Origin of the sequence: Flavobacterium sp., from assembly GCF_039595935.1 — a bacterium.
GTDB lineage: Bacteria > Bacteroidota > Bacteroidia > Flavobacteriales > Flavobacteriaceae > Flavobacterium.
In genome coordinates, this window is sequence record NZ_JBCNKR010000004.1 from 1,129,578 (window position 1) to 1,155,314 (window position 25,737).

General features: G+C 34.0%; 20 protein-coding genes and 1 pseudogene. 11 read left to right on the plus strand and 10 right to left on the minus strand.

Annotation, left to right across the window (positions count from 1 at the left end; translation table 11 throughout):
• The first annotated feature begins 344 nt into the window (after positions 1 to 344).
• The 7 genes from ABDW27_RS04895 to ABDW27_RS04925 all read left to right on the plus strand — a co-directional run bounded on the left by ABDW27_RS04895 (position 345) and on the right by ABDW27_RS04925 (position 6,653).
• Positions 345 to 1,004, plus strand: a complete 660-nt coding sequence (locus ABDW27_RS04895; RefSeq protein ID WP_343694840.1) for a response regulator transcription factor — start codon at positions 345 to 347, stop codon at positions 1,002 to 1,004.
• 7 nt (positions 1,005 to 1,011) lie between these two features.
• Positions 1,012 to 1,437, plus strand: a complete 426-nt coding sequence (locus ABDW27_RS04900) for a hypothetical protein (RefSeq protein ID WP_343694841.1) — start codon at positions 1,012 to 1,014, stop codon at positions 1,435 to 1,437.
• 94 nt (positions 1,438 to 1,531) lie between these two features.
• A complete protein-coding gene (locus ABDW27_RS04905) occupies positions 1,532 to 3,031 on the plus strand; it encodes an MFS transporter (protein WP_343694842.1) in 1,500 nt (499 codons plus the stop codon).
• Positions 3,032 to 3,109: 78 nt separating this feature from the next.
• Complete coding sequence (locus ABDW27_RS04910) at positions 3,110 to 4,363, plus strand: alginate export family protein (RefSeq protein ID WP_343694843.1); 1,254 nt, start codon at positions 3,110 to 3,112, stop codon at positions 4,361 to 4,363.
• A gap of 165 nt (positions 4,364 to 4,528) precedes the next feature.
• Positions 4,529 to 4,870: a hypothetical protein gene (locus tag ABDW27_RS04915; protein ID WP_343694844.1), complete on the plus strand. Its 342-nt coding sequence runs from the start codon at positions 4,529 to 4,531 to the stop codon at positions 4,868 to 4,870.
• Positions 4,871 to 5,317: 447 nt separating this feature from the next.
• Positions 5,318 to 6,031, plus strand: coding sequence for an endonuclease/exonuclease/phosphatase family protein (locus ABDW27_RS04920; RefSeq protein ID WP_343694845.1), 714 nt, complete (start codon positions 5,318 to 5,320; stop codon positions 6,029 to 6,031).
• A gap of 1 nt (position 6,032) precedes the next feature.
• The gene (locus ABDW27_RS04925) at positions 6,033 to 6,653 is read left to right on the plus strand and encodes a class I SAM-dependent methyltransferase (RefSeq protein ID WP_343694846.1); all 621 of its coding nucleotides are present in this window, start codon (positions 6,033 to 6,035) and stop codon (positions 6,651 to 6,653) included.
• A 156-nt stretch (positions 6,654 to 6,809) separates the two neighbouring features.
• On the opposite strand, the gene ABDW27_RS04930 is transcribed toward ABDW27_RS04925, so the two are convergent.
• Entirely contained in the window at positions 6,810 to 7,514 is a 705-nt protein-coding gene (locus ABDW27_RS04930; RefSeq protein WP_343694847.1) for a Crp/Fnr family transcriptional regulator, read from the minus strand.
• A 168-nt stretch (positions 7,515 to 7,682) separates the two neighbouring features.
• Here ABDW27_RS04930 and ABDW27_RS04935 point away from each other — a divergent pair, with 168 nt between their 5' ends.
• The 3 genes from ABDW27_RS04935 (at position 7,683) to ABDW27_RS04945 (ending at position 13,880) form a co-directional block, all read left to right on the plus strand.
• On the plus strand, positions 7,683 to 11,198 hold the full coding sequence (locus ABDW27_RS04935) for a molybdopterin-dependent oxidoreductase (protein ID WP_343694848.1): 3,516 nt from the start codon (positions 7,683 to 7,685) through the stop codon (positions 11,196 to 11,198).
• Positions 11,199 to 11,466: 268 nt separating this feature from the next.
• Positions 11,467 to 12,897 carry a rubredoxin gene (locus ABDW27_RS04940; protein ID WP_343695274.1) on the plus strand — a complete coding sequence of 477 codons (1,431 nt, stop codon included), beginning with the start codon at positions 11,467 to 11,469 and terminating at the stop codon, positions 12,895 to 12,897.
• A 377-nt stretch (positions 12,898 to 13,274) separates the two neighbouring features.
• Positions 13,275 to 13,880: a hypothetical protein gene (locus tag ABDW27_RS04945; RefSeq protein ID WP_343694849.1), complete on the plus strand. Its 606-nt coding sequence runs from the start codon at positions 13,275 to 13,277 to the stop codon at positions 13,878 to 13,880.
• A 262-nt stretch (positions 13,881 to 14,142) separates the two neighbouring features.
• Here ABDW27_RS04945 and moaA read toward each other — a convergent pair.
• From moaA to glp, 9 genes and pseudogenes are all read right to left on the minus strand, one after another.
• Positions 14,143 to 15,149, minus strand: a pseudogene (gene moaA / locus ABDW27_RS04950) (GTP 3',8-cyclase MoaA).
• Entirely contained in the window at positions 15,136 to 16,050 is a 915-nt protein-coding gene (gene moaCB / locus ABDW27_RS04955) for a bifunctional molybdenum cofactor biosynthesis protein MoaC/MoaB (RefSeq protein WP_343694850.1), read from the minus strand. Before moaCB ends, moaA begins: the two are co-directional and overlap by 14 nt.
• A gap of 9 nt (positions 16,051 to 16,059) precedes the next feature.
• Positions 16,060 to 16,491: a molybdenum cofactor biosynthesis protein MoaE gene (locus tag ABDW27_RS04960; RefSeq protein WP_144219007.1), complete on the minus strand. Its 432-nt coding sequence runs from the start codon at positions 16,489 to 16,491 to the stop codon at positions 16,060 to 16,062.
• Positions 16,492 to 16,721: 230 nt separating this feature from the next.
• Positions 16,722 to 17,792 (minus strand): HesA/MoeB/ThiF family protein, encoded by a 1,071-nt coding sequence (locus ABDW27_RS04965; protein ID WP_343694851.1) that lies wholly within the window; start codon positions 17,790 to 17,792, stop codon positions 16,722 to 16,724.
• Positions 17,793 to 17,802: 10 nt separating this feature from the next.
• The gene (locus ABDW27_RS04970) at positions 17,803 to 18,042 is read right to left on the minus strand and encodes a MoaD/ThiS family protein (protein WP_343694852.1); all 240 of its coding nucleotides are present in this window, start codon (positions 18,040 to 18,042) and stop codon (positions 17,803 to 17,805) included.
• 2 nt (positions 18,043 to 18,044) lie between these two features.
• Complete coding sequence (cobA, locus tag ABDW27_RS04975) at positions 18,045 to 18,833, minus strand: uroporphyrinogen-III C-methyltransferase (protein ID WP_343694853.1); 789 nt, start codon at positions 18,831 to 18,833, stop codon at positions 18,045 to 18,047.
• Between the two features lie 5 nt (positions 18,834 to 18,838).
• Positions 18,839 to 19,414, minus strand: coding sequence for a molybdenum cofactor guanylyltransferase (locus ABDW27_RS04980; RefSeq protein WP_343694854.1), 576 nt, complete (start codon positions 19,412 to 19,414; stop codon positions 18,839 to 18,841).
• Between the two features lie 228 nt (positions 19,415 to 19,642).
• Positions 19,643 to 20,389, minus strand: a complete 747-nt coding sequence (locus ABDW27_RS04985) for a sulfite exporter TauE/SafE family protein (RefSeq protein ID WP_343694855.1) — start codon at positions 20,387 to 20,389, stop codon at positions 19,643 to 19,645.
• A gap of 119 nt (positions 20,390 to 20,508) precedes the next feature.
• Positions 20,509 to 21,681: a gephyrin-like molybdotransferase Glp gene (glp, locus tag ABDW27_RS04990; RefSeq protein WP_343694856.1), complete on the minus strand. Its 1,173-nt coding sequence runs from the start codon at positions 21,679 to 21,681 to the stop codon at positions 20,509 to 20,511.
• A gap of 928 nt (positions 21,682 to 22,609) precedes the next feature.
• On the opposite strand from glp, the gene ABDW27_RS04995 reads away from it, so the two are divergent.
• Positions 22,610 to 25,735 (plus strand): TonB-dependent receptor, encoded by a 3,126-nt coding sequence (locus ABDW27_RS04995; RefSeq protein WP_343694857.1) that lies wholly within the window; start codon positions 22,610 to 22,612, stop codon positions 25,733 to 25,735.
• Positions 25,736 to 25,737 lie beyond the last annotated feature (2 nt).

The following is a 25,737-nucleotide window of genomic DNA, read 5'->3' on the forward strand; positions in this document are numbered from 1 at the left end:
AAATCGACAACCTTTGTCGAGCTACTTACAAAGATCCTTCTTTCCTCAGGATGACAAACTGAACAAAAAAAACTTTGACAAAGTTCCACGCATTCTTGTCAGGCTGAGCGAAGTCGAAGCCCACACAATCTTAATAGACAATCTTTGTAGAGCTACTTATGTGGGCTTCGACTTCGCTCAGCCTGACAATACTATATCTAGTTCGAGTTTAATTTTCTAATGATTTTTTAATCTTGTCATTTGGAATTTAAGAAAATTGGAATTTAAAATAAAAAAGTACGTATATTAGCATCTTCGTTATAGATGAATATACGTAAAAAACCAGAATCTAAATTAAGTAAATTATGAGTAGTATCATTCGTGTAGTGCTGACTGATGACCATGTTTTTGTTCGAGACGGAATCAAATCTTTATTGGAAAATGAAGCAAACATTGAGGTTGTAGGCGAAGCAATCGATGGTGCTGATGCACTTGAAGTAGTTGCGGAGACTAAACCCGATTTACTTATTGCTGATATTCGTATGCCCAATATGACGGGTATCGAATTAGTAGAAAAACTTAGAAGCGAAAACAATCCTGTAAAAATCATTATGCTTTCGATGCACGAATCGGAGGAATACGTATTGAAATCTATCAAAGCGGGTGCGGATGGTTATTTACTAAAAGGTTCATCAAAAGAAGAATTTTTAAAAGCACTACACAGCGTTTCTGCTGGCGGAAAATATTTCAGCGGAGACATTTCTTCTATCTTAATTGGTCAATTAACAAATCCTTCCAATTCATTAGAACCTAAACAAAATTTAGGCGACGAAATGATGATTACCAAAAGAGAAAAAGAAATCCTGACGCTTTTATTATCGGGAAAAGGAAATAAAGAAATCGCCGAAGCTCTTGACATCAGCAAACGAACTGCCGAAGTTCACCGTTTTAACCTGATGAAAAAACTAAAAGTGAAAAATTTGATGGAGCTTTCTAACAAAGCTGCTGAATATTCCTTAATCTAAGATTTAAATGAAAAAACTGCTACAATATACCTTTGCAATTTTCATTTTAAGTTTAAATATCTATTCTCAACAATATTCTGATTCAATTACTAAAAATTGGAAACTCTTTACGCTAAAACATAGTGAAGAAGCTATTGTTTTAGATTATATTCCAAACTCAGCTCTTTGTGGAACTCTTGCATTTGCTTCAATAACAATTGTAAAAACAACAAAAGGAGAAACCTTTAGAGCTTTGGATTTGTGCAATTCAGAAAAATATGCAATTAACGAAACCATTAATGTAATTCCCGAAAAGGCACCTTCATTTAATGTCATATTTCCTTCAAAACATATAATTGTTTCAGAAAATAAAAAAGAGATTGTTCAAGATATTAATTATGATGAAACTATTTTAAAAACCACTTGGGCAAGAATTGAAAGAAGAAAAAAATAATTAAGTATAAATACGTAATTATTTTTCAAAAACTGCGTTTTAGCATCTTTTTACTAAGTTATAGTACTTATTTTTACATAAAAATATAAGTACTATGAAAACGACAAACTCATTATCGCAATCTCACAAGATTTTGTTTTTAAATACATTGGCTTTTACAGTGTGTTTTGCCTGCTGGACATTAAACGGGGTTTTAGTAACCTTTTTAGTCGATAACGGAATTTTCCACTGGAACGTGGTTCAGGTTGGATGGCTCTTAGGAATTCCAATTCTAACAGGATCAATTATGCGCCTTCCTATCGGAATATTAACCGATAAATTTGGCGGAAAATATGTTTTTTCTCTTTTATTATTATTGAGTTCTATTCCGTTGTTTCTTCTTCCTTATGCCGACAGTTTTTTTATGTTTGCTTTACTTAGTTTTTTCTTCGGAATGGTTGGAACAAGTTTCGCAGTTGGAGTTGGTTATACTTCGATTTGGTATCCAAAAGAATGGCAGGGACGCGCTTTAGGAATTTTCGGAATGGGAAATGCCGGTGCAGCTATTACCACTTTTCTTGCTCCTTCCCTATTAAATCATTTTTCTGTTGATGATCCTCAAAACGGCTGGAAAATACTTCCAATTATTTATGCAATTTCTTTAGTTGTAATTGGCGTTGCGTTTTTACTTTTCACTCAAAATAAAAAACCAGAAAGCAGTACCAAAACGGTTTCACAAATGCTTATTCCGTTAAAATCTCAAAGAGTTTGGCGTTTTGGAGCTTATTATTTCTTAGTATTTGGCTGTTTTGTTGCGTATTCACAATGGCTTTTACCAAACTTTATGAACGTTTACCAAACCAGTTTAGTAATGGGCGGTTTATTTGCCACTATGTTTAGCCTTCCGTCTGGCGTAATCAGAGCATTTGGAGGTTATTTATCAGATAAATTCGGAGCCAGAAAAGTAATGTATTGGGTTTTAGGATCATCAGTAGCATTAAGTGCTTTACTGGCTATTCCGAAAATGGAAATTACAACAACAGGTCCTGGAGTTTTGGCAACTAAAAAAGGAACTATCACCGCTGTAAGTAACGATAATATCAAAATAGGCGAAACCGATTTTGCAGTGGCTCAGAAAAAAGAAAACCTTGCCGAAAATGCTATTTTTCCAACCAAAACTTCGTGGCAGCAAGTTGTTGTTGCAGAAAACCAAAGTGTAAAGAAAAAAGAACTTCTGGCAAAAGGAATCACTGTGATTAAGTTTGATGCCAATATGTGGGTTTTCCTTATACTGGTAATTCTGATTGGAATTTCATGGGGAATTGGAAAAGCGGCTGTTTACAAACATATTCCGGAATATTTCCCTAATGAAGTTGGAGTTGTGGGTGGAATGGTTGGAATGATTGGCGGATTAGGCGGTTTCTTTGGGCCGATAATCTTTGGATATTTATTAACCGCAACTGGAATCTGGTCTAGTTCCTGGATTTTTATATTACTTTTTTCAACAGGTTGTTTGGTCTGGATGCATTATACAATCACCAAAACAATTAAACAAAAACAACCAAAACCAGAAAAATCAACTGAAAAACAAGCACTTATACCAGCTGTAAACTAAAATGAAAAATAATGGCATTTATCATTAATAAAGGCTTATTTTTCTTATAAATTTACCCATCAAAAAAATTACCAGTTTATGAAAAAAATAATTTTGTTTTTACTTTTAGCAACCGGTGCTTTTGTACAAGCTCAGGAACTAGACGTAAATTTACAAGTAAGACCACGTTTTGAATATAGAAATGGGTATAAAACACTTTTGCCGGAAGGTCAGAAAGGAACTTCGCAAATTTCTCAACGTTCTCGTTTAAATTTCAATTACAAACAAGAAGATTTAATAGTAAAATTGACTCTTCAAAATACCAGAACCTGGGGAGATGTTCCTACTGCAACTGTTTCTGATAAAAATGGAGTTGCTGTTTTTGAAGCCTGGGCACAATACAATTTTACCGAAAAATGGAGCGCCAGAATGGGACGTCAGGTTCTTTCATACGATAATCAGCGTATTTTGGGTGAAATGGACTGGGCGCAGCAAGCACAAAGCCACGATGCTTTTATTGTGAGTTTTCATACTGAAAAACAGAAATTAGATTTTGGAGGTGCTTACAATTCTACAGCCGAAAACACTGTTCAAACACCTTATACTGTTGCCAATTATAAAGCTTTGCAATATGCATGGTATCATAACCAATTTAGTGATGCTTTTGGCTTAAGCTTTTTGGCGTTAAATACGGGTTATGAATATGCGAATGCTGATGCTAAATTATTAGTTGACTACAAACAAACATTCGGGCCTTATTTAGCTTACAAAACAAGTAAAATTGACAGTAATCTTTGGTTCTACGGTCAAACCGGAAAAAGCACAGACAGACAAGTCAGCGCCTGGAATGCTGCTGCTAATTTCAATTACAGCGTTACAGATGCTTTTAAAGCTGGTTTAGGATATGAATTTTTATCCGGAAAAGATACAAATGACGGAAGTACTGTGATTAAATCATTCAATCCTATTTTTGGAACCAACCACGGTTTTAACGGTTTCATGGATTACTTTTATGTTGGAAACCACTTAAACAGTGTGGGCTTACAAGATGCCTTCATCAAATTAAGCTACAATGTAAACAAATGGCAATTTGGTTTAAGTCCGCATGTGTTTTTATCTGCTGCTGATGTGGTTACGCCATTAAATGAAAAAATGGATTCGTATTTAGGAACTGAGATCGATGCTTCTTTTGGTTATAACTTCAAAAAAGACATCACGGTTACAGGAGGTTACTCTCAAATGTTTGGTTCTAAAACAATGGAATTCATTAAAAACGGAGATGCTGGTCATACTAATAATTGGGCCTGGTTATCGATATCTGTAAATCCAAGAATTTTTAGCTGGAAAAAATAATTTTTCTTCAAAATAAACCTATAAATTTTACCCTTTTTTTATTTCTTAAAAAAGGGTATTTTTTTTTCTTAATAAAAAGCTAATATATGTTTTAATTATTTATATTTGAGCAGATTATGAACCCCAATTCTATCTCACCTTATGAAACAATTTTTAAAACTATCAATGTTAACTTTCATTGTAGCGCAGCCTGGCATTGGTCAGAAATACAATGATGATTTAATTTCAAAAAACTCTGAAATTAACTTTGCAAAAACGCAAAAAAGAGGAATCAAAAAAAACAACATAGTGTATTATGTTGAAAATGATTTACAAACCATTTCAGCATACAAGCGAAGCAAATTGCAATGGCAGACTAATGTAATTTCGGTTTGCGGAAAACCTAAAAAGGGACAACCTGAAATTAGATATGTAGGTTATAATTCAGACAAGCTGCTTATAGTGATCGGAAAACATAATTTTGCAGAAATTGATGTTAACAGTGGTGAAACAAAATTTGTTGGATAAGTTTTAAAAAGATTTTTTAATTTAATAACAGTTTAAAAAAATTAAAGAACGAGTTAAAAAATTTTATTAAAATTATACTTTTAATGCGTTTAAATTTTCATAAATTATAAAATAAAAAAGAGAGCTTTAGAGCTCTCTTTTTTTGATAAGTCTACTGTTCTACCAACTGAACTATACCCCCATAAAAGTGTAGTAATTAGTGGAGATAGCCGGACTCGAACCGGCGACACATAGATTAGATTTTTAATTATTAACTACTATACAAAGGTACATTTTTCGCTTTAAATAAACCAGTTATTTCTTATAAAAACTTTCTATTTAACTATTAATAATCCTTATGCATAAATTTCATCATCATGTTATATATTCTTCATAAATTAACTAAAAAAATTTAAGAAAGCTTGCTGAAATAATTTACAAAATAGAAAATCAAAAATTTAGTCTCAAATGAAACTCATAGCCTGGAACTGCAACATGGCATTCAGAAAAAAAGCAGAATTCATTCTCGCTCATAATCCTGATATTGTTGTAATTTCAGAATGTGAAAACCCGGAAAAATTAAAATTTTCACCGAATGTTCAATTGCCAAACGACATACTTTGGTACGGAACAAATCCGCATAAAGGAGTTGGCGTTTTCTCATATAGCGATTATCGGTTTCAATTGTTAGAATGCCACAATCCTAATTTTAAAAATATTTTACCAATTTCCGTAACAGGCGGAAAAATCGATTTTACACTATTTGCGGTCTGGGCAAATAATCCCGAGGACAAAGACGGACAATATGTTACCCAAGTCTGGAAAGCCATTAACTATTATGAAAATCTGATTAAAGAAACTAAAACCATCTTAATTGGAGATTTCAACAGCAACACCATTTGGGATAAACCCCGAAGAGAAGGTAACCACACAACGGTTGTAAACAAATTGGCAGAGAAAAATATTTGGAGTACCTATCATAAATATTTTAATCAAATTCAGGGCAAAGAAGAGCATCCAACTTTATATCTTTATAGACACGAAAACAAGCCTTATCATCTTGATTATTGTTTTGCTTCTAATGATTTTATTGAAGCCTTAGAAAGCGTTCAAATAGGAACTTATCAAGAATGGACAACGCTTAGTGATCATAAACCTATAATAATTAAATTCAATTTGTAAAATGAACAATTGGACAAAAAGATGGGATGACCGTTACAGCACCGAAGAATTTGCATACGGCGAAGAACCCAACAATTACTTAAAAGAACAACTGGAAAAATTAAATCCGGGAACCATTCTTTTTCCCGCTGAAGGCGAAGGTCGAAATGCCGTTTTTGCGGCCAAACTAGACTGGAAAGTTTCTGCTTTTGATATTAGCGAAGAAGGCAGAAACAAAGCCTTAAAACTTGCTGAAGCAAACAACGTTTCAATCGATTATCAAATTGGCGAACTGGAAACTTTAGATTTTCAGGAATCACAATTTGACTGTATTGCTTTAATTTACGCTCACTTTCCAGCAGAAATCAAATCGGATATTCATAAACACCTGGATACATTATTAAAAAAAGACGGCATTATTATTTTTGAAGCTTTCAGTAAAAAACATTTGGAATACGTAACAAAAAACGAAAAAGTGGGCGGGCCAAAAGACATTGAATCTCTTTTTTCAATAGAAGAAATCAAAACCGATTTTCCAAATTATGAAATCATCGAATTGGAAGAAAAAGAAATTGAACTCAGCGAAGGTTTATTCCATAACGGAACGGGTTCTGTAATTCGATTTGTTGGAAGAAAAAAATAAATTACATTCGTCGTGAGACGCATTGCGGTGCGTCTCTACAAAAAAACTCAATTTCTTATTTTTGAAAATACATACGTATTAGTACGTAATAAACCTCTAAAATATTTATATCCCACAAATAAAAACCTTTGATCCTTAGCAACTTAGAGCCTCAAATCAAAAATATTTATGCTCCATAATTTCTGCACGTAAAGCAGAAACCTTCAAAATCCCAATTCGTTTTCCAACAGTCTGAATCAAAGCTTCTTTTTTAAGACTTGAAATTACTCGAATAGCCTGTTCTTCAGTAGTTCCTGCAAAATCAGCAATTTCTTTTCGCGAAAGATCAATATCAATTAAACCATTGATTTGTCCGAACTTGCGATGAATATAAAGCAGCAAATCAATCACACGTTCGCGAACATTCATGTGAGCAATTTTACGAATATTGTTTTCACTTTTGTTTAATTCCTCGGCATAAAAAAGCATCAAAGCATAAGTAAACTCCGGAATATGCTGCAAAATCTCCAGCATAGTTTCGTTGCTAAAATTGCACAAAAGAGTATCTTCCAATGCATAAGCACCAATTAAGTATTTTTTATTGGTTGCAAATCCGCGAAAACCAATAATATCACCATTTGTAGTAAGTCTAACAATCTGTTCACGGCCGTTTATTCCTGTTTTTACGGTTTTCGCTTTTCCTTTACAAATAAAATAAAGTCCCTGCAAAGGTGCACCTTCCACAATAAACGGATCTGTTTTTTTGCAGACTACATGCTGTTTCTTAGCAACATAGTCTGTCATCTGCTCCAAATGCAGGTGTTTCTTGATAAAACAATTTTCATTGGCACAAGAATAACAAAGGGTTTGTTCTTCTTTCATGAGTCCTAATTTTAAAAACTAATTTCTTATTGCTCATTTTATTACATCAAAAATAAAAAAATAAATTCAAAAAAATAAGTATTTATACGTAAAAATACTTATTTTTGTATACGTGATTTATTTACAACTAAAATAGATTTCAGAATTAGTATCTAAAAAAGTACTCTAATGCAAAATACCAAAATCAAAACTACCTGTTCGTATTGCGGCGTTGGCTGTGGTATAATTGTAACCAATGATGCCAAAAACGGTGTGATGGTAGAAGGAGACAAAGATCATCCGGTAAATAAAGGAATGTTATGTTCTAAAGGAATGAATCTGCATTACGTAGTCAACGATACTTCTGACCGAATTTTATATCCGGAAATGCGCGGCAGTAAATCGTATCCGCTTGAGCGTGTAAGCTGGGACACTGCTCTGGACCGCGCGGCGGCTGTTTTTTCTTCTATAATAAAAAAACATGGACCGGACAGTGTTGGATTTTATATTTCAGGACAATGTTTAACCGAGGAATATTATCTGGTAAACAAACTCGTAAAAGGTTTTTTAAAAACCAATAATATCGACACCAATTCCCGACTTTGCATGAGTTCTGCTGTTGTAGGTTATAAAAAAACTTTTGGAGAAGATTCGGTTCCAATTGCTTATGATGATATTGAATTGGCCGATACGTTTTTAATCACAGGCGCAAATCCAGCTTGGTGCCACCCTATTCTATTTAGACGTTTAGAAAAACACAAAGAGAAAAATCCGAAAACAAAAATCATTGTTATCGATCCCAGACGAACTGATACTGCCGCTTTCGCCGATTTGCATTTGCAGATTATTCCGGGTTCAGATATTATTTTATATCACGCTATTGCCAAACGTATTATTGAAAAAGGCTACGTAGATCATGATTTTGTAAAAAATCACGCAGAAAATTTCAAACAATATAAAGATTTAGTTTTAGGCACTTCACTTGAAAAAGCTTCTAAACTTTGCGGCATTTCGGTAAACGATATAAAACTTGCTGCAGATCTTATTGGCAAAGCCAAAGGATTTATTTCGCTTTGGGCAATGGGATTAAACCAAAGTGCCGTTGGAGTTGATAAAAACACCGCATTGTTAAATTTATCATTATTAACGGGGCAAATAGGAAAACCAGGTTCTGGCCCTTTTTCTTTAACGGGACAACCCAACGCAATGGGCGGACGTGAAGTAGGCGGAATGGCAACGCTTTTGGCTGCGCATAAAGACATTGCAAATCCAACGCATCGAAAAGAAGTTGCTGATTTTTGGGGTGTTGATGAAATCTCAGATAAACCGGGTTTAACCGCAACCGAAATGTTTGAAGCACTGGAATCGGGAAAAATGAAAGCCGTTTGGATTATCTGTACCAATCCATTAGTAAGTTTACCAGATTCGAGAAGAATCGAAAAAGCACTTCAAAAAGCTAAATTCGTGGTTGTTCAGGATATTTCGCATAATGCGGATACTGCAAAATTTGCCGATTTACTTTTACCTGCTGCAGGCTGGCTGGAAAAAGAAGGAACAATGACCAATTCTGAACGTCGTATTTCATATCTGCCAAAAGGAATTAATGCGCCCGGAGAAGCACTTCCAGATATTGAAATCTTAATTCGTTTTGCTAAAAAAATGAATTTCAACGGTTTCAATTTTAATAATGCCGAAGAAATCTACAAAGAGCATTGTGCCCTTACTAAAAACACGAATATTGACATTTCATTTTTAAACTATAATCGTTTAAAAACCGAAGGTACTTTTCAATGGCCTGTTCCCGATTATAATCATCCCGGAACGCCAAGACTTTTTACGGATAAAAAATTCTATACGCCTTCGCAAAAAGCGATTTTTAATCTTCCCGTTTCAATAGAAAACACATCTGTTCAGCCAGATACCGAATTCCCTTTTATTTTAACAACTGGAAGAATCCGCGACCAATGGCATACGATGACTAAGACGGGAAAAGTATCTCGATTATTGACGCATATTCCGAGTCCGGTTTTGGAAATAAATCCAATTGATGCTTTTAAAAATGATATTAAAAACGGAAATATTGTAACCGTTTCCAGTAAAAATGGTGAGGTCAGAGTAAAAGCAAAAGTCACCGATTCTATTAAAGAAAAAGTGGTTTTCCTGCCAATGCATTGGGGAAAACAACTCGAAAATGATTTAAACCGAACGAACAATTTAACAAATACCGTTGTCGATCCGATTTCAAAAGAACCTGATTTTAAGTTTACCACAGTTTCAATAAAAAAATATGTAAAACCATTTCAGAAAATTGCAATTGTCGGAGCTGGCGCAGCTTCCTTCCGATTCATTCAAAACTATCGTGAATTCAATACTACTGACGAAATTATTGTTTTTTCAAATGAAATAAATCCGTTTTACAATCGTGTTTTACTTCCCGAATATATGACGGGAGAATTCAGCTGGGAACAACTTTTAAAAGTTAAAGATGGTGAAACTTTCAACAAGTTAAAAATAACCATGAAAGCGGGAGTTTCTATTGATAAAATAGACACTCAAAACAAAATTATAAAAGACAGTTTGGGCGAAACCTATACTTTCGATTCATTGATTCTGGCTACAGGAAGCCGTCCGTTTATTCCCGAAAATGCACAGCTGCATCTTCCCGGCCGATTTACCGTTAGAAGAAAAGAAGATGCTGATCGTTTAAAAAAACATCTTGACAGCACTAATCTTCCGCCTGAAGAACAGCACGTTGTGATTATTGGTGGCGGGTTATTAGGTTTGGAATTAGCCGCTGCTTTAAAACACAAAAAAGTAAAAACGACTATAGTTCAAAGGGCTTCTCGTTTGATGGAACGTCAGCTCGATCGAATTTCAAGTAAATTATTAGCGGAAGAAGTTCAGCTTCGTGATATTCAGATTTATTTTGATAATGAAGTCAGTACCGTTTTTGAAACCGATAATCCAAACGAAATCGAAATTGCGCTAAAAAGCGGTAAAATCTTAACAGCAAATGCGATTGTGTATACAATTGGAACGATTCCGAATATTGAAATTGCCAGAGAAAGCGGTTTGGTGTGCGGACGCGGCGTAAAAGTCAATCAATATTTGCAAACCTCTAATCCTGATATTTTTGCAATTGGCGAAATAGCCGAATTTAACAATAAACTTTTCGGAATCACTTCTGCTGCTGAAGAACAGGCTGATATTCTGGCCAACTTTTTAGCAGGTGATATCAGCAGTTATTACAAAGGTTCGATTTTAATGAATATTCTAAAATTAGAAGACATTAATCTTTGCAGTATTGGCGATATTGAAACGCCTGAAAATGACGATTCGTATGAAGAAATTGTTTTTACCGATCTCAAAAAACGTTATTACAAAAAATGTATTGTTAAAGATGATCTTTTGGTCGGTGCGATTTTAATGGGCGATAAAAACGAGTTTGCCGAATTCAAAACCATGATCGAAAGCAAAATCGAATTGTCAGATAAACGAAATACGCTTTTAAGAGGAAGCTCGAATGCAAAACCAGTTTTAGGAAAATTAGTCTGTTCCTGCAGTCAGGTTGGAGCCGGAAACATTGAAGAAACTATTAAAAGCGGTGTAAATGATTTTACCGAATTATGTAAAAACACAGGCGCAGGTTTAGGCTGCGGAAGCTGTAAAACAGAGGTTAAGGAGATACTCGCGAAATGTAAGTAGTTTTTTGTTGAATTGTGTCGATTTAACCGCAAAGTTCGCAAAGGTTTTTCGCAAAGTTTCGCAAAGAATTTTTAATTTATTTTTTTAAGTTGCCAAAGTCCACAAAGCATTCAGTAAAGATTTAACGCATAGCTCTGTGAACTTTTTCGTGAGAAAATAACTTTACGCAAAGAAAACCTTTGCGAAACTTTGCGAAAACCCTTTGCGAACTTTGCGATAAAATTGTTCAAAGTAAAGCAACATGAAACCTGAAACAAAGAAAAACAAAATGGAGTTAACAAGATTAATAGTAAAAGGAGGCGTTATTTCGCCGGGAGAACTTAGAGAGGTTGTAAATATCGCTTTAGAAGAAGGTTTGGATTCCATTTCTTTTGGTTCCAGACAGGATATTATTTTTCCTAAAGGTTTTAAATCTTTGGATAAAACCACTTTAGGCAAACATCATTTTGTTTATCCTGATCAGAAAAGCGGTAATAATATTGTTTCATCATATGTCTCAACCGATATTTTCAGAAATACCAATTGGTTAACCGGAAATCGGTTTTTATATATTTTAGAAGAATTTAAAGAACAGCCTAAACTAAAAGTCAATATAACTGATCCGAAACAGCAATTGGTTCCTTTATTTACCGGACATTTGAATTTTATTGCTTCAGAACATGAAGATTATTGGTATTTATATATTCGTTTACCAAAATGGGAAAAAATGGAAGTTTATCCCGTTTTAATCTACAGCTGGGATCTCGCTAAAATTTATTATGAAATCGAAAAAATATCCCAGGAAGAATTAATCGATATTGAAGTCCTTTTTGCTCTCGTTAGTGAAGCTCTGGATACCAATAACCGAACAATCAATAAACCATTAAATATTCCGTTTTATCCTTTTCCGTATTATGAGGGAATGAACAGAATGGGAATCGATCAATACTGGCTGGGATTGTATTGGCGAAATAATCTTTACGATTTAGATTTCCTGAAAGAAATGTGTGATTTGTGTTTTGAATGCAAAATTGGAAAAATCTCAATCACCCCTTGGAAATCTTTCATTATAAAAGGAATTCCGAAAGACAGAAAACTCGAATGGGAAAAATTTCTTGGCAAAAGAGGAATCAACGTTCGACATTCCCTTTTAGAACTCAACTGGCACTTACCTGTTGCAATGGAATGGGCGTTGAATTTAAAAACATTTTTGGTTCGCACACTCGATCAATTCGACATTAGTACGTACGGACTAAATTTCGGAATATCCGAGTACAATCGCGACGGACATTATTTTACTTCGATTGTAATCGAAAAAAATGAACTTCCAAAAGATCTGGAATCAATCAAAATCCGTGATACTTATAATGTGCTATTTGCGAAAAATTTCGATCCAAACACACGCGAGTACATTGTGCATTCGCAAGATATTGACAAGCTTGAACTGCCAACAATTTTAATTGAATTAAGCCGAAAATATTTCGATGAACTTGGAAATTCAACTTCAGAAACTACAGAAAATAAACAGAAAAAAGAAAAACCTCAGTTAGATATTTACCAATGTCAGGAATGTCTAACACTTTATAAATCAGAATATGGAGATGAAAGTCAGGGAATTCCAAAAGGCATTCTTTTTACTGATTTAGGCGACAATTACTGCTGTCCGTTATGTGAAGCTCCAAAAAGCAATTTTAAAATTCTGGAAATTCCTGTAAATTAAATCAGCCTATTATTTAGTTATGAGTTATGAATTATGAGTTAGTAGCTTCACAATTAACAATTAACAATTAACAATTAACAATTAACAATTAACAATTAACAATTAACAATTAACAATTAACAATTAACAATTAACAATTCATAACTCATAACTCATAATTCACAATCAATTCCCTTTTTTTCATGTAGAATTGTTAAGAAATTTTCATTTTTTATTTTACCCTAAAATTCAAACATTTAACTTTCAACAACTTAACATCTATTTTTAAAGAAAAACTTAACATTGCAAGACTTGTTTTATAATTATCTTTACTTAACTATAAGTTAACAATTTAGTTACATTGTTGATAATCATCCTCATTAAAAGCACATAATAATATGGAAAACAAGACTGACGAAACAACTCCCGAAAAAATTGAAACACCAGTTACAGAAACTGTTCAACCCACTGCCGAACCTGCAAAAACAGAAACTGCACCAGTAAAAAAAGCACCAGTTCGTAAAGCTGCACCAGCGAAACCTGCTGCGACTAAAGCTCCGGCTGCTTCTGTTACTAAAGCTGCTACAACATCTACAGTAAAAACTCCTGCCAGACCAGCTGTAAAAGCTGTTGCTGCTACAACTCCTAAACCAGCTGCAAGAAGAACTCTTGCAAAAAAAGTATTGACACCAGCTGTTAAACCTGAAGATAAATCTGCTGCAACAGTTTCACAGGTAAAAGAAGAAACCACAAAACCGGTAATCGCTGTCGAAGAAATTTCAAAAGAAGAGAAAGAAAAGAAAAAAGCGAAAAAGAAAGCCGCAAAGAAAAAAGCTAAAGCTAAAAAAGCCAAAAAGAAAGAAAAAGCTAAAAAGGCAAAACAAAAAGCTAAGGCTAAGAAAAAAGAAAAAGCGAAAAAAGCAAAGGATAAAGTGAAAGCGAAAAAAATTGCTAAAAAGAAAGCTAAATCACAAAAAAAGGCAAAAGCTAAAAAGAAAAAATAATTTGAAAAAGGTTTGACTATATGAGTTGAGCCTTTTTTTATATTTATAAATTGCCCCATTCAATTTGTCATTCTGAGGAACGAAGAATCTTCGTAAGGAGCTCGACAAAAATTGGTAATCACTGTGTGGAGTTACTTGCGGAGATTCTTCGTTCCTCAGAATGACAAAACTATGCGGTTAAGAATTCAAGTCTGGTCAGCCTAAAAAACGTCATGTCACCCTGAGCGAAGTCGAAGGGCTATTCACAATCAACAATCAATTTCTACCCTCCAATTGCAATCATACTTCGGTTATCAAAATGTTTTGCCGGATCGTTCATTTCGTTAATTGTAACCATCCCGGCGCGGACTTTCTTTTTATTCTGGATAGAGTCAGCAATTAAATTTGTGATGGATTCACCATTTCTAAAAGACGTTAAAAGATCCGTTTCAGAATTGGAAAAAAGGCAGTTTTTAATTTTTCCGTCGGCCGTTAAGCGGATTCTGTTGCAGCTATCACAAAATGGATTTGTGATGGAACTTATAATGCCGAAATCACCCTGAAAATCTTTTATTTTATAATTTCTCGAAGTAAAGTTTTTTTCGTCTTCCAGTTTTTGGATTTCTTCTGATGAAAATTGTGTTTCAACTAATGATAAAATTTCTTTTTGGGAAACCATTTTACTTCTATCCCACTCGTTTCCGGCAAAAGGCATAAACTCAATAAAACGAACTGAAATTGGAAGAAACTGTGTTAGTTTGACAAAATCGACAATTTCGTTATCATTAAAACCTTTTATCAAAACCACATTTACTTTTACCTGAAAATCATGATTCAAGAGCAAATGCAAATTGTCAACTACTTTTTCAAACTGATTTCGAAGCGTTATAGAGGCAAATTTTGACGAAACCAAAGTATCTAAACTCAAATTGATTTTTTTACTTTAAACTGCTTTAAAGTTTCGATATGACGGTCAATTAAAATTCCGTTTGTGGTTAACGAAAGTGAACTATTTAAAGCCGATAATTTGGCAATAATTTCTGGAAAATCCTTTCTTAATAAAGGTTCTCCACCTGTTAACCTAATTTTGTCAACACCATTTTGTACGAAAGTCTGAGCAATTGCAAAAATCTCATCGGCAGTCATTAAACTGGCTTTCGGAGAAAGCGCAATTCCGTCGGCTGGCATGCAGTACGTACAACGCAGGTTGCATTTTTCCAGCAGCGAAATGCGCAGATAATTATGTTTGCGCCCAAAACCATCCGTTAAAATAGTGCTAAAGGCTGTCATGATTTTTTCCTTTTAAAATATGAAAAACGTGCATTACATGCGGAAAAACAGCATCCATAGATTCTCTTACTCCGTTTGTTGAACCCGGCAAAGCTAAAACTAAACTTTTACCCAAAGTTCCTGCAACGCTTCTGGATAACATTGCATACGGCATTCTCTGCTGACCATAATTTCGAATAGCTTCTTCGATTCCCGGAATTCTGCTTTCTAAAATTGGCGACAAAGCTTCTGGTGTTACATCTCGTGGAGACAAACCTGTTCCGCCTGTAAAAATTACCAGTTGATTTTCTTTAGCGAAAGCTTTTGTTTTTTCCTGAATAATATCTAATTCGTCCGGAATGATTTCGTAATGAGCAGTTTCAACTCCGTAAGACTCTAATTTTTCTACAATTGTTTTTCCTGAACGATCTTCTTTGTCACCCGCAAAAATAGAATCAGAACAAACGAAAACTGCCGCTTTTATAGCATTCGGAAATTTATTTTTGAAAGAAGATTTCCCACCTTCTTTATTAATTAATTTGATGGTTGAAATCTCAATTTCTTTATCAATTGGTTTTAGCATATCATACATCGTAAGCGCTACAATCGATGCGCCGTGCATGGCTTCAACCTCAACTCCGGTTTTGTAAACAGTTTTTACATTGAAAATAATATGAATTTCTAATCCTTCAATATTGAATTCAACAGAAGTATATTCAATTGGAAGCGGGTGACAATCTGGAATCGATAAATGTGTATTTTTTACCGCAAATAATCCAGCCGTTTTTGCCATTTCGAGCACATTTCCTTTTGGCACTAAATTATTTACCACGGCGTCAATTGTTTCTTGTCTGCTGACTTTTACAATTGCAGTTGCTGTTGCTTTTCTTAAAGTGCTTATTTTATGCGTAATATCTACCATTATATTTTCTTAGGTATTTTGTTTCCAGGTGAATGTATCGTTCTCAAACATTTCTTTGCCAAAAATCGGAACGTCAGTTTTAATCCAGTTTACGATTGCTTCTGTCGCTTCATAAACTTGTTTGCGACGCGTTGCCGATACAAAGACAAACAAACAGATTTCGCCTGCTTTTACGACACCCAAACTGTGATAAATATGCATGCAGGTCAAATCGAATTTGGCGAAAGCTTTTTCTCTAATCGTATACAAAGCTTCATTTGCCATATCCGTATAAGCCGAATAATCAATTGCCACGACTGTATTATCGTGAATCACATCGGCACGAACTTGTCCCAGAAAAATATTATGCGCTCCAATTGTGTGTTTTGATTGATGTTTGGCAATCGATTCGGCGATAAATTCAGGAGAAATTGGTCCTTCTACAAATACATTTTTACTCATTTTTATGTTTTTTTGCCACAGATTACACAGATTAAAAGGATTTTCTTTTGCCACTAATTACACTAATTTTCGCGAATTAAAATCAATAGTAAATTTAGTCTCAATATTGTCATTTCGACGGAGGAGAAATCTGCGCGAGTAGCTCGACAAAGATTGGCGAATTACTAAGCGGAGTTACTTGCGGAGATTTCTCCTCCGTCGAAATGACAAACTGTATGTTAAATCTGTAGTTATATTTTTATTTCTTCTTTTAATAATTGCTTCATTGCCAAAGCACCGCCAGCAACACTTTTTATATTTTTAAATTGATGTTTATGAAGTAACTCTGCTGCAATTTTGCTTCGAATTCCAGATTGACAGAAAATATAAATTACTTGGTTCCTATTTAGTTTTTCAATTTCCTTTTCCAAATTCATCAACGGAATCTGAATTTGATTTTTTAAACTGATTTTTGGTGATTCATCTTGATTTCGAACATCTATAAAAAGAATTTCATTATTGTTTATTTCATCCAAAACCGATTCAAAACTCACTTCTTCAACTTTGCATTTATTATATTTTTCTTCGAATGATTCTCTGCTTATTATGTGAAAATCACTTTTATCAAAATCATACTTTTGCTGTTCGTTATTCAGAATGTTATAAACTAATATTTTACCATTTAAAACCTCTCCAATTCCGAGAATCATTTTTAGGACTTCATTTGCCTGAAACATTCCGATAATTCCAACCGAAATTCCTATTACTCCGGCATCTTCACAATTTAATGCGTTACTGTTTTCATCCGGATACAAACATCTGTACGTTGGTCCATTTTGATAATTGAAAACCGAAACTTGTCCCTGAAACCTGAAAATTGATCCGTAAACCATTGGTTTGCTGGTTACAATACAAGCATCGTTTATCAAATATTTAATCGAAATATTATCTGTTGCGTCAACAATAATATCATAATTTTCAAATAACGAAATGGCATTTTTACCTGATAATTTCTCAGCAAAAGCATTTACTTTCACTAGCGGATTCAATTCTAAAATCATCAATTTGGCTTCTTCTGCTTTTGATTTTCCAACTGAAGAAGTTCTGTAAATTACCTGACGATGCAAATTTGAAATCTCAATATTATCTTCATCTACAACTCCAATTTCACCAACTCCAGCTGCAGCCAGATACGGCAGAATTGCGGCTCCTAAACCTCCAGCGCCTATTACCAAAACTTTTGATTTTGATAATTTCTCCTGACCTTCTTCTCCTATTTCAGGAAGAATTATTTGTCGGTTATATCGGTTTGATGCATTCATAAATTAATTTTTAACCTCCGGCAAACGGTGGTAATAGCGCCACAATATCATTTGTCTGCAAATCATATTCTGCTTCTTTTGAAACTATTTTTTGATTTACGGCCACGCTAAATGAAAGCGATTCAAATTGGTATTTTTCATCTAAATCCTGCAATAATTTTTGCAGTGATAATTCTTCAGAAAAAGATAACTTTTCGAATTCGCATTTTGTTTTTTCAGCTATAGCTCCAAAATATTTAACCTCAATCATTTTTATAAATTTAAATTTTGAAAAATGAATTCATCATCAAAATGTTCCTGAAAATAAGAAATCCAGCTTGATGTATTTCTAACCACTTCGCCAATTACAATAATAGCCGGTGATGATATGTTTTTTTCAGCCACCAATTTAGTAATTGTACTTATAGTTCCTATTACTTTTTGTTCAGAATTTTTCGTTCCGTTTTGAATGATAGCGATAGGCAAATCATCATTTCTATTTTCCTGATAAATCGAAATAATCTCATCCAGTTTGTGCATTCCCATTAAAATCACAACTGTTGCTGCCGATTTTGAAGCGAGATGAACATCTTTTGATAATTCGTGTGCCGAAGTTGTTCCGGTAATTACCCAAAAACTTTCGGCTACTTTTCGTTGTGTCAAACTGATTCCAACCGAAGCAGGAACCCCTAAAGCTGATGAAATTCCCGGGACAATAGCGGTTTCAATTCCGAAATCTTCTGCAAATTCAATTTCTTCACTTCCTCTTCCAAATACAAACGGATCACCGCCTTTTAAACGAACCACATGTCCATGAGTTTTTGCCATAGAAACAATCAAATCGTTAATCTGATCTTGTGTGTATGCGTGACAGCCTAGACGTTTTCCAACAAAAACAATTTCGGCATTTGATGCATATTCTAATAATTCTTCGTTGACCAAAGCGTCATACAAAACTACATCGGCACTTTTTAAAGCTTTTATGGCTTTCATTGTAATCAGCTCAGCGTCGCCAGGACCTGCGCCTACAATTGTTAATTTTGGTGTTTTTAAGTTTTGCATAATCCTTAACTTAAATTGATATTCAGGTCATTTAATTCGTCGGCCGAATTAATATTGGTTAAAGGAAAGTTCTCGCTTTCTTCTATTTTGATAATCTGATGTGGTACTTTTGCCAACAAATCCATCATTCTTAATTCATCATTTTCAATTGCGCTTTTTACAATTGGAAGAATTTTTTTTGAATAAATTCCAATTAACGGATGTGTTTTACTTTCTGAAGCAAAAACCGTAATTCCGGCTTCTTCTGTATGTTTTGAAATTAGCTCTCGTAATAATTCTGTTGAAATAAGCGGAATATCACAGCTTAAAATCAAATTGAATTCGGTTTCAGAATGTGTCAGTGCCGTATAAATTCCTCCTATTGGGCCCTTGTCTAAAATAAGATCGGGTATTTTTTCATATTCAAGATAATCGTATTCTTTTGAGGCTGTTACCAGTTTTATTTGTTCTGTAATCGGCAAAATCGCCTGAATTATATGTTCTATAAATGGTTTATCCTGAAACAATACCAAGCCTTTTTCAGACTGCATTCTGGAGCTTTTTCCTCCGCAAAGAATAAATGTTGTTAATGTTGTTTCCATGATTATCTTTTTGTTTCAGGTTTCTTCTATTTATTCTGCCACAGATTTCACAGATTAAAAAGATATTTTAAAATGCTTTGTCTTGATTCTTTTGCTAAAAATTACACGGATTTTTACAATTTTTTATTCTTAAAAATCAAAAATTAATTCGTGGCAAATAAAAATCCTTTTTAATCTGTGAAATCTGTGGCTAAAAAGCTTTACAACAGAAATTCACGATTTAATATTTCAAGGAAAAATCAATTTCACGCTTGCCATTAAAATTACTGTTCCCAGAACCATTTTTAAAGTTCTGTTAGAGAAAGAGCCGCTACCATAAAATCCGCCTAACATTCCTCCTACAACTGCGATTGGCACTAAATAAAAACTTTCCATCGGAATTGTTTTTCCTCCTAAAAAAAATCCTAACATTCCTGCAAATGAATTTACGAAAATGAACAAACTCGAAATTGCCGCCGATTCTTTTACCGATGCCCAACCCAGAAATAATAAAATCGGACTCAGGATAATTCCGCCGCCAATTCCTAACATTCCTGATAATAATCCTATCGCAAATCCGATTGCTAATGCAAACGGAAGGTTAATTTTTACTTCTTCTTTTTCTTTAAAATTAAATACGCCAAACAATCTTAAAGCCGCAAAAACCAATACAATTCCTAAAATAATTTTATAAATCGCATTATCTAAAGTTATAAAACCTCCAATAAATGCTGTCGGAATTGAGGCAATTGCAAACGGATAAAATAGCTTGGGTTTGAAATAATTATTTCTGTAATAAAACAAAAACGAAATACTCGAAACAAACAAATTCAACAGCAAAGCCGATGGTTTCATAACTGAAACCGGAAATGCAAAAATGCTCATCAAAGCCAAATATCCCGAAGCTCCACCATGTCCAACGCTTGAATATAAAAACGCAATTACAATTAAGGCAAAACTGAATAATAGTATGTTTTCGGAACTTAATAGGCTCATTTTTTGTTTAATCGTTTATTTGGTTAATTGTTTAATCGTTTTGTAATTGCCGTATGTTTTTATTTATATACCGCTTTTCATATTTACCACTAAAAAATCTAAAATCTGAATTCTAAAATTTAGTCAATCGGCAGCAACGTTACTAACTGTCCCTTTTTATATTCTTCAACATTTTCAGGAACGATCAATAAACTGTTGGCTACGGCAAACGTATTAAGCATTGCTGAACTTTGTCCGTCTAAAACTGTAACATTGGTTTCGTCGTATTTTGCTTTTAGAAACAATGTTTTTCCTGTATCATTTTTAATATCCGAGTTTAATTTTCGGACTACTTTTGTTTTATGAATTTCAGAAAATCCCATTCTGTTTTTTATTGACGGTAAAACATAAATGTAAAAGTTCGTTAACGACGAAGCTGGATTTCCTGGTAAAGCAAAAACTAAAGTTTCATTTTTAGATCCGAAGAACATTGGTTTTCCGGGTTTTTGATTGATTTTATAGAAAAGCTCTTTTACCTCATTTTGTAATAATGCTTCTTTTACAAAATCATAATCGCCTACTGAGATTCCACCGGAAATTAACACAACATCGTATTTTTTCAGAATACCTTTTAGTGCTTTTTTAGTCGCTTTTAAATTATCTTTTACTCTGTAAACTTTCGTTTTTTGTATTCCAATTGTTTGAAGTGCAGCTTCAAGCATAACGGAATTACTTTCGAATATTTTTCCTTTTTTTAGTTTTTTACCCGGTTGAACTAATTCATTTCCAGTAACCAAAATAGCCACTTTCGGCTTTTTATAAACCTCAACTTCCGTTATTCCTAAACAGGCCAAAAAACCAATTGCTGCAGGCGTAATCAAAGTGTTGGCTTCAAAAACAATATCATCTTTTGCTATCTGCTCCCCTTTTGGACGCACATTTGACAATTTATCCGGCATTGTGGCAATTAAAATTGAATTTTCATTTGCCATTACATGTTCCTGCATTACTACTGTATCTGCATCATCTGGAACATAAGCGCCTGTAAATATTCTAATTGCTTCAGTTGCTTTTAGTTTTATATTTGAATGATCTCCAGCTTGTGAAGTTCCAACAACATCATATTGATGACGAATGCTGTGTGTAAAAGCATATCCATCCATAGCTGACTGGCGAAACGGAGGCATATTAATGGGTGAAATTATTTTTTCTGCCAGAACATAACCTAATGCTTTGCTAATCGGGATTAGCTTCGTTTGCATTTTTCTGCTGTTTGCTTCAATTATTTCGATGGCTTTACTAACTTCTATCATTACAAAAAATAAAACTACGTATAAATACTTATTACAAATATAAGTATTTATTCATACGGTGAATAAAAAATTTTAATTTATTTTAATATCTATAAAATTACTCTAATTTATTCAAAACCAACTTTAAAAATGAGTTTAGTTTTTACTAAAATTTTGCTTGAAAGTGTCATATCAGAATTTTTGAATCATTTTTTTCGCTCTATTTCTCAAAATCAGGAATATTATAAGTTAAAAAATAAGTATAAAATACTACAATTTAAGAATGGTATTAAAAAAATATTTAACATTTTAAAAAATACTAAAAACACATGTAAGCCTTTATAAATAAAGCATTAAGGTGTTATTTTCACCTAACTTTTACTGTTACTCTGCTTTCTTTTTCAAAAAAAAGTAAACATTTTTTTGGTTTTTATTATATTAAAATTAACTTTGTCTATAGGATTAGTAGAGTTTAAAAATAGTATTTCAAACTAAAAAAACTATATTGTGAAAACAACCGAAAGCATATCGTATTACATTCTTCCTAAAAATGATACTTATAACAGCTGTTGTTATATGTGCTTCTGTTGCTAATTCCTAACGCAATGTATTCGTTAATAGATATTACGCATTTAAGTCTACAAACGAAATCCTATTTCACCACCAAATTACTTTTACTGAATTACGAACATCTAATTACTGCACTAAAATTGCTGTAAAAGGATTTATTGAAATGTACCTATATTTTAAAAAGAAAATAATTAACCAACTAAAAAAAGACAAAATGAAAACAATGCAAAGCTGCTGCTGTAAATAAAAAAAGCCATTTCTGCGGCAACAGAAATGGCGAGGCTTAAAGAACATTTATCACTAAATCAAGGAAACAATCAGAGTGCTGAAAATTCAGTGCTCAGGGCGCCTTGTTAATTATTTAAACCATTACAAAGAAATGAAAAAAAATATAAACCTCATTTTATGGGTTACAATTTTGTTAACATCCCTGCAATTTCAGGCACAAAATACAACACCGCTTATTCAATCTAAACTCGACGGAACGGTAGTCGATGATATTACAAATCAGCCAATTATAGGTGCATCAGTAACAATTAAAGGTACAACTCACGGAGTTGTAACAGATGCTGAAGGAAAATTTTATTTTCAAACCGGTCAGAAATTTCCTTATACTTTAATAGTAAGTTATATAGGATATAAGAAACTGGAAATCATAGTAGAGAAAAATCCGGTAATCATTCACTTAAAAGAAGAACGACAAGAACTAGACGAATTGGTTGTTGTAGGTTACGGAACTCAAAAGAGAAAAGATATTACAGGTTCTGTAGCATCGGTTCCAAAAGCTAATTTATCTCAGGTAACTTCATCAGCAGATAACTTACTGCGCGGAGCTGTTTCTGGTGTGGTAGTTACACAAAGTTCGGGTCGTCCGGGCGCATCTTCAAGCGTACGTATTCGTGGTGGAAACTCAATTACAGCAGGTAACGAACCTTTGTATGTTCTGGACGGAATTTTAATTTATAATGACAATGCCAACAGTTCTACCGGAATAGCAAATGCTGGAGCAAGCTTAAATGTTTTGTCTACCATAAATCCTTCTGATATTGAATCTATTGAGGTTTTAAAAGATGCTTCTGCAACGGCCATTTACGGTTCGCGTGGCGCAAATGGTGTTGTAATTATTACCACTAAAAAAGGAACAAAAGGACAGGATAATATTTCTTATCAAGGTTATTTTGGAGTTCAGAATATTTCAAAAAAACTTAGTATAATGAATGCCAGCCAATGGGCAAGTTTACGAAATGATGTTCAGGCAAGTATTGGTCAGGCGCCTTCTTTTTCGGATGCGCAGATTGAAGCTTTCAAAACTTCAGGAAGTTACGACTGGCAGTCGGCAGCATTTAGAAAAGCCACTCCGGTTCAAAACCATCAATTGTCATTTTCAGGTGGAGATGAAAGATCACGATATGCAATTTCTGCCGGATATTTTGATCAGGAAGGAATTGTTTTGGGATCTGATTTTAAAAGAATTTCACTTCGTGTTAACTATGAAAAAAACTATTCACAAAACTTTAAATTTGGTGTAAATGCCAACTACAGTAATTCTGTTTCAAACGGTATAGCAAGTAACAGCAGCGGCGGAAGAAACCCAAACCCTATTGTTAGTGTTTTATTAACTGCTCCGGTTGTACCAATTAGAAATGAAGACGGAAGTTACAATGTTACCAATAACCCTTATGCGACTTCTGTAAATGGTTATGTTCCAAACCCAATTAACGATTTGGAAAATACGATTAACGAAACTAAAATCAACAGAATCCTTACCAGTTTGTTTGGCGAATACAAAATCACCAAAAAACTAACCGCTAAAGTTGCGGTAAGCGGCGATGTTATTGATACAAAACAAAATTATTATGCGCCTGCGAATACCTCAAATGGTGCCGGAACAAAAGGTTCTGCCGCTGTTGGAGACCGATTGGTAAGTTCTGTATTAAATGAAAATACGCTGAATTATAATACCAACTTCGGTGAAAACCATAAATTCTCAGCTTTAGGCGGTTACACATTGCAATATACGCAAGGTGAAGTGGTTACAGCAGGAGCTAATACTTTTGTAAACGATGCCAATACGTATAATGCTTTGCAAGATGGTGTGGCCGTAAAACCATACAGTGATGCTTACGAAAGCGTTTTAAAATCATGGCTGGCGAGAGTAAATTACTCTTACAAAGGAAAATATAATTTTACACTTTCCGGACGTGCAGACGGTTCTTCAAGATTTGGTTCTGAATCACGCTGGGGTTATTTTCCATCTGCAGGTTTTTCATGGAATATTACCGATGAAGAATTTGCAAGCAATATCAAAGGTGTAACCGAAGCTAAACTTAGACTTACAGCCGGAACAACAGGAAATCAGGAAATTGGAAACTATCTGGCGTTAGCTCAAATGGGTTCTGTAAATTATTCTTTTGGTGGAACATTATATACCGGACTTGCTCCTACCCGATTAGCAAATTCTGATTTGAAATGGGAAAAAACAACACAATACAATGTTGGTTTAGATTTATCTCTTTTAGACAGAAAAATCAATTTTGTTTTTGATGTGTATTACAAAAAAACAAACGATTTGTTAATCAGCGTTCCTGTGCCGTTGACTTCAGGATATGCAAGTGTTCTTCAAAATATTGGAGGTGTTGAAAATAAAGGTATTGAGATTGGTTTAAATACAGAAAACCTAAAAACAGAAAACTTTTCATGGAATTCAAACCTTGTATTTTCTGCCAACAGAAACAAAGTAGTAGCTATTGGAAACGGAGTTAATCAGTTTTTCCCAGTTGTGCCAAACGGATCTTTATTGCAGCAGCAGCCAGTTACGGTAAAAGTTGGACTGCCATTAGGAACTTTCTGGGGATACAGAACAAACGGAATTTTCCAGACACAGGAAGAAGTGAATACTCAACCAAAAATCAACAGTTTAGCCAATACTAAAGTGGGAGACAGAAAATATGTTGACACTAACGGAGACGGTGTAATAACAGCACTTGATAAAGGTAACTTAGGGTCATCTCAGCCAAAATTTGTTGGAAGTTTCAGCAACTCGATTTCTTATAATGATTTTGATTTGAATTTCTCTTTTCAGGGTTCTTATGGCGCAAAAATCTTCAACGCTTTAAATCAGCAGTTAGAAATTTCAACTCTTGGAACAAATGCTTCAACTGCTCTTGTTGACCGCTGGACACCAACAAATCCAAGCAATGAAATCCCGAGGGCATCAAGTTCTCCACTGGGAATTGTTTCTGAACGTTATGTAGAAGATGCTTCTTTCTTACGCTTAAAATTAATCACTCTTGGCTATACTTTACCAAAAAGCGCTTCAAAAAAACTGGGAGCAAAAAGCGTGAAATTCTATGTTTCCGCAGAAAATCTAGTGACCTGGACGAAATACTCTGGCTATGATCCTGAGGTAAGTTCATACGAACAAAACAACTTATATCCGGGAATTGATTTTGGTTCTTATCCAAACTCAAAAACATTCATCTCCGGCTTGAACGTAACTTTCTAAGT

Excerpts from the sequence above, each read along its gene's own strand:
- ABDW27_RS04915 (WP_343694844.1), top strand. The coding sequence starts at position 4,529 with ATGTTAACTTTCATTGTAGCGCAGCCTGGCATTGGTCAGAAATACAAT.
- ABDW27_RS04965 (WP_343694851.1), bottom strand. The coding sequence starts at position 17,792 with ATGAATGCATCAAACCGATATAACCGACAAATAATTCTTCCTGAAATA.
- ABDW27_RS04945 (WP_343694849.1), top strand. The coding sequence starts at position 13,275 with ATGGAAAACAAGACTGACGAAACAACTCCCGAAAAAATTGAAACACCA.
- glp (WP_343694856.1), bottom strand. The coding sequence starts at position 21,681 with ATGATAGAAGTTAGTAAAGCCATCGAAATAATTGAAGCAAACAGCAGA.
- ABDW27_RS04960 (WP_144219007.1), bottom strand. The coding sequence starts at position 16,491 with ATGAGTAAAAATGTATTTGTAGAAGGACCAATTTCTCCTGAATTTATC.
- ABDW27_RS04940 (WP_343695274.1), top strand. The coding sequence starts at position 11,467 with ATGGAGTTAACAAGATTAATAGTAAAAGGAGGCGTTATTTCGCCGGGA.
- ABDW27_RS04925 (WP_343694846.1), top strand. The coding sequence starts at position 6,033 with ATGAACAATTGGACAAAAAGATGGGATGACCGTTACAGCACCGAAGAA.
- ABDW27_RS04905 (WP_343694842.1), top strand. The coding sequence starts at position 1,532 with ATGAAAACGACAAACTCATTATCGCAATCTCACAAGATTTTGTTTTTA.
- ABDW27_RS04895 (WP_343694840.1), top strand. The coding sequence starts at position 345 with ATGAGTAGTATCATTCGTGTAGTGCTGACTGATGACCATGTTTTTGTT.
- ABDW27_RS04910 (WP_343694843.1), top strand. The coding sequence starts at position 3,110 with ATGAAAAAAATAATTTTGTTTTTACTTTTAGCAACCGGTGCTTTTGTA.
- ABDW27_RS04935 (WP_343694848.1), top strand. The coding sequence starts at position 7,683 with ATGCAAAATACCAAAATCAAAACTACCTGTTCGTATTGCGGCGTTGGC.
- ABDW27_RS04970 (WP_343694852.1), bottom strand. The coding sequence starts at position 18,042 with ATGATTGAGGTTAAATATTTTGGAGCTATAGCTGAAAAAACAAAATGC.
- ABDW27_RS04980 (WP_343694854.1), bottom strand. The coding sequence starts at position 19,414 with ATGGAAACAACATTAACAACATTTATTCTTTGCGGAGGAAAAAGCTCC.
- ABDW27_RS04900 (WP_343694841.1), top strand. The coding sequence starts at position 1,012 with ATGAAAAAACTGCTACAATATACCTTTGCAATTTTCATTTTAAGTTTA.
- ABDW27_RS04920 (WP_343694845.1), top strand. The coding sequence starts at position 5,318 with ATGAAACTCATAGCCTGGAACTGCAACATGGCATTCAGAAAAAAAGCA.
- ABDW27_RS04930 (WP_343694847.1), bottom strand. The coding sequence starts at position 7,514 with ATGAAAGAAGAACAAACCCTTTGTTATTCTTGTGCCAATGAAAATTGT.
- cobA (WP_343694853.1), bottom strand. The coding sequence starts at position 18,833 with ATGCAAAACTTAAAAACACCAAAATTAACAATTGTAGGCGCAGGTCCT.
- ABDW27_RS04985 (WP_343694855.1), bottom strand. The coding sequence starts at position 20,389 with ATGAGCCTATTAAGTTCCGAAAACATACTATTATTCAGTTTTGCCTTA.
- moaCB (WP_343694850.1), bottom strand. The coding sequence starts at position 16,050 with ATGGTAGATATTACGCATAAAATAAGCACTTTAAGAAAAGCAACAGCA.
- ABDW27_RS04995 (WP_343694857.1), top strand. The coding sequence starts at position 22,610 with ATGAAAAAAAATATAAACCTCATTTTATGGGTTACAATTTTGTTAACA.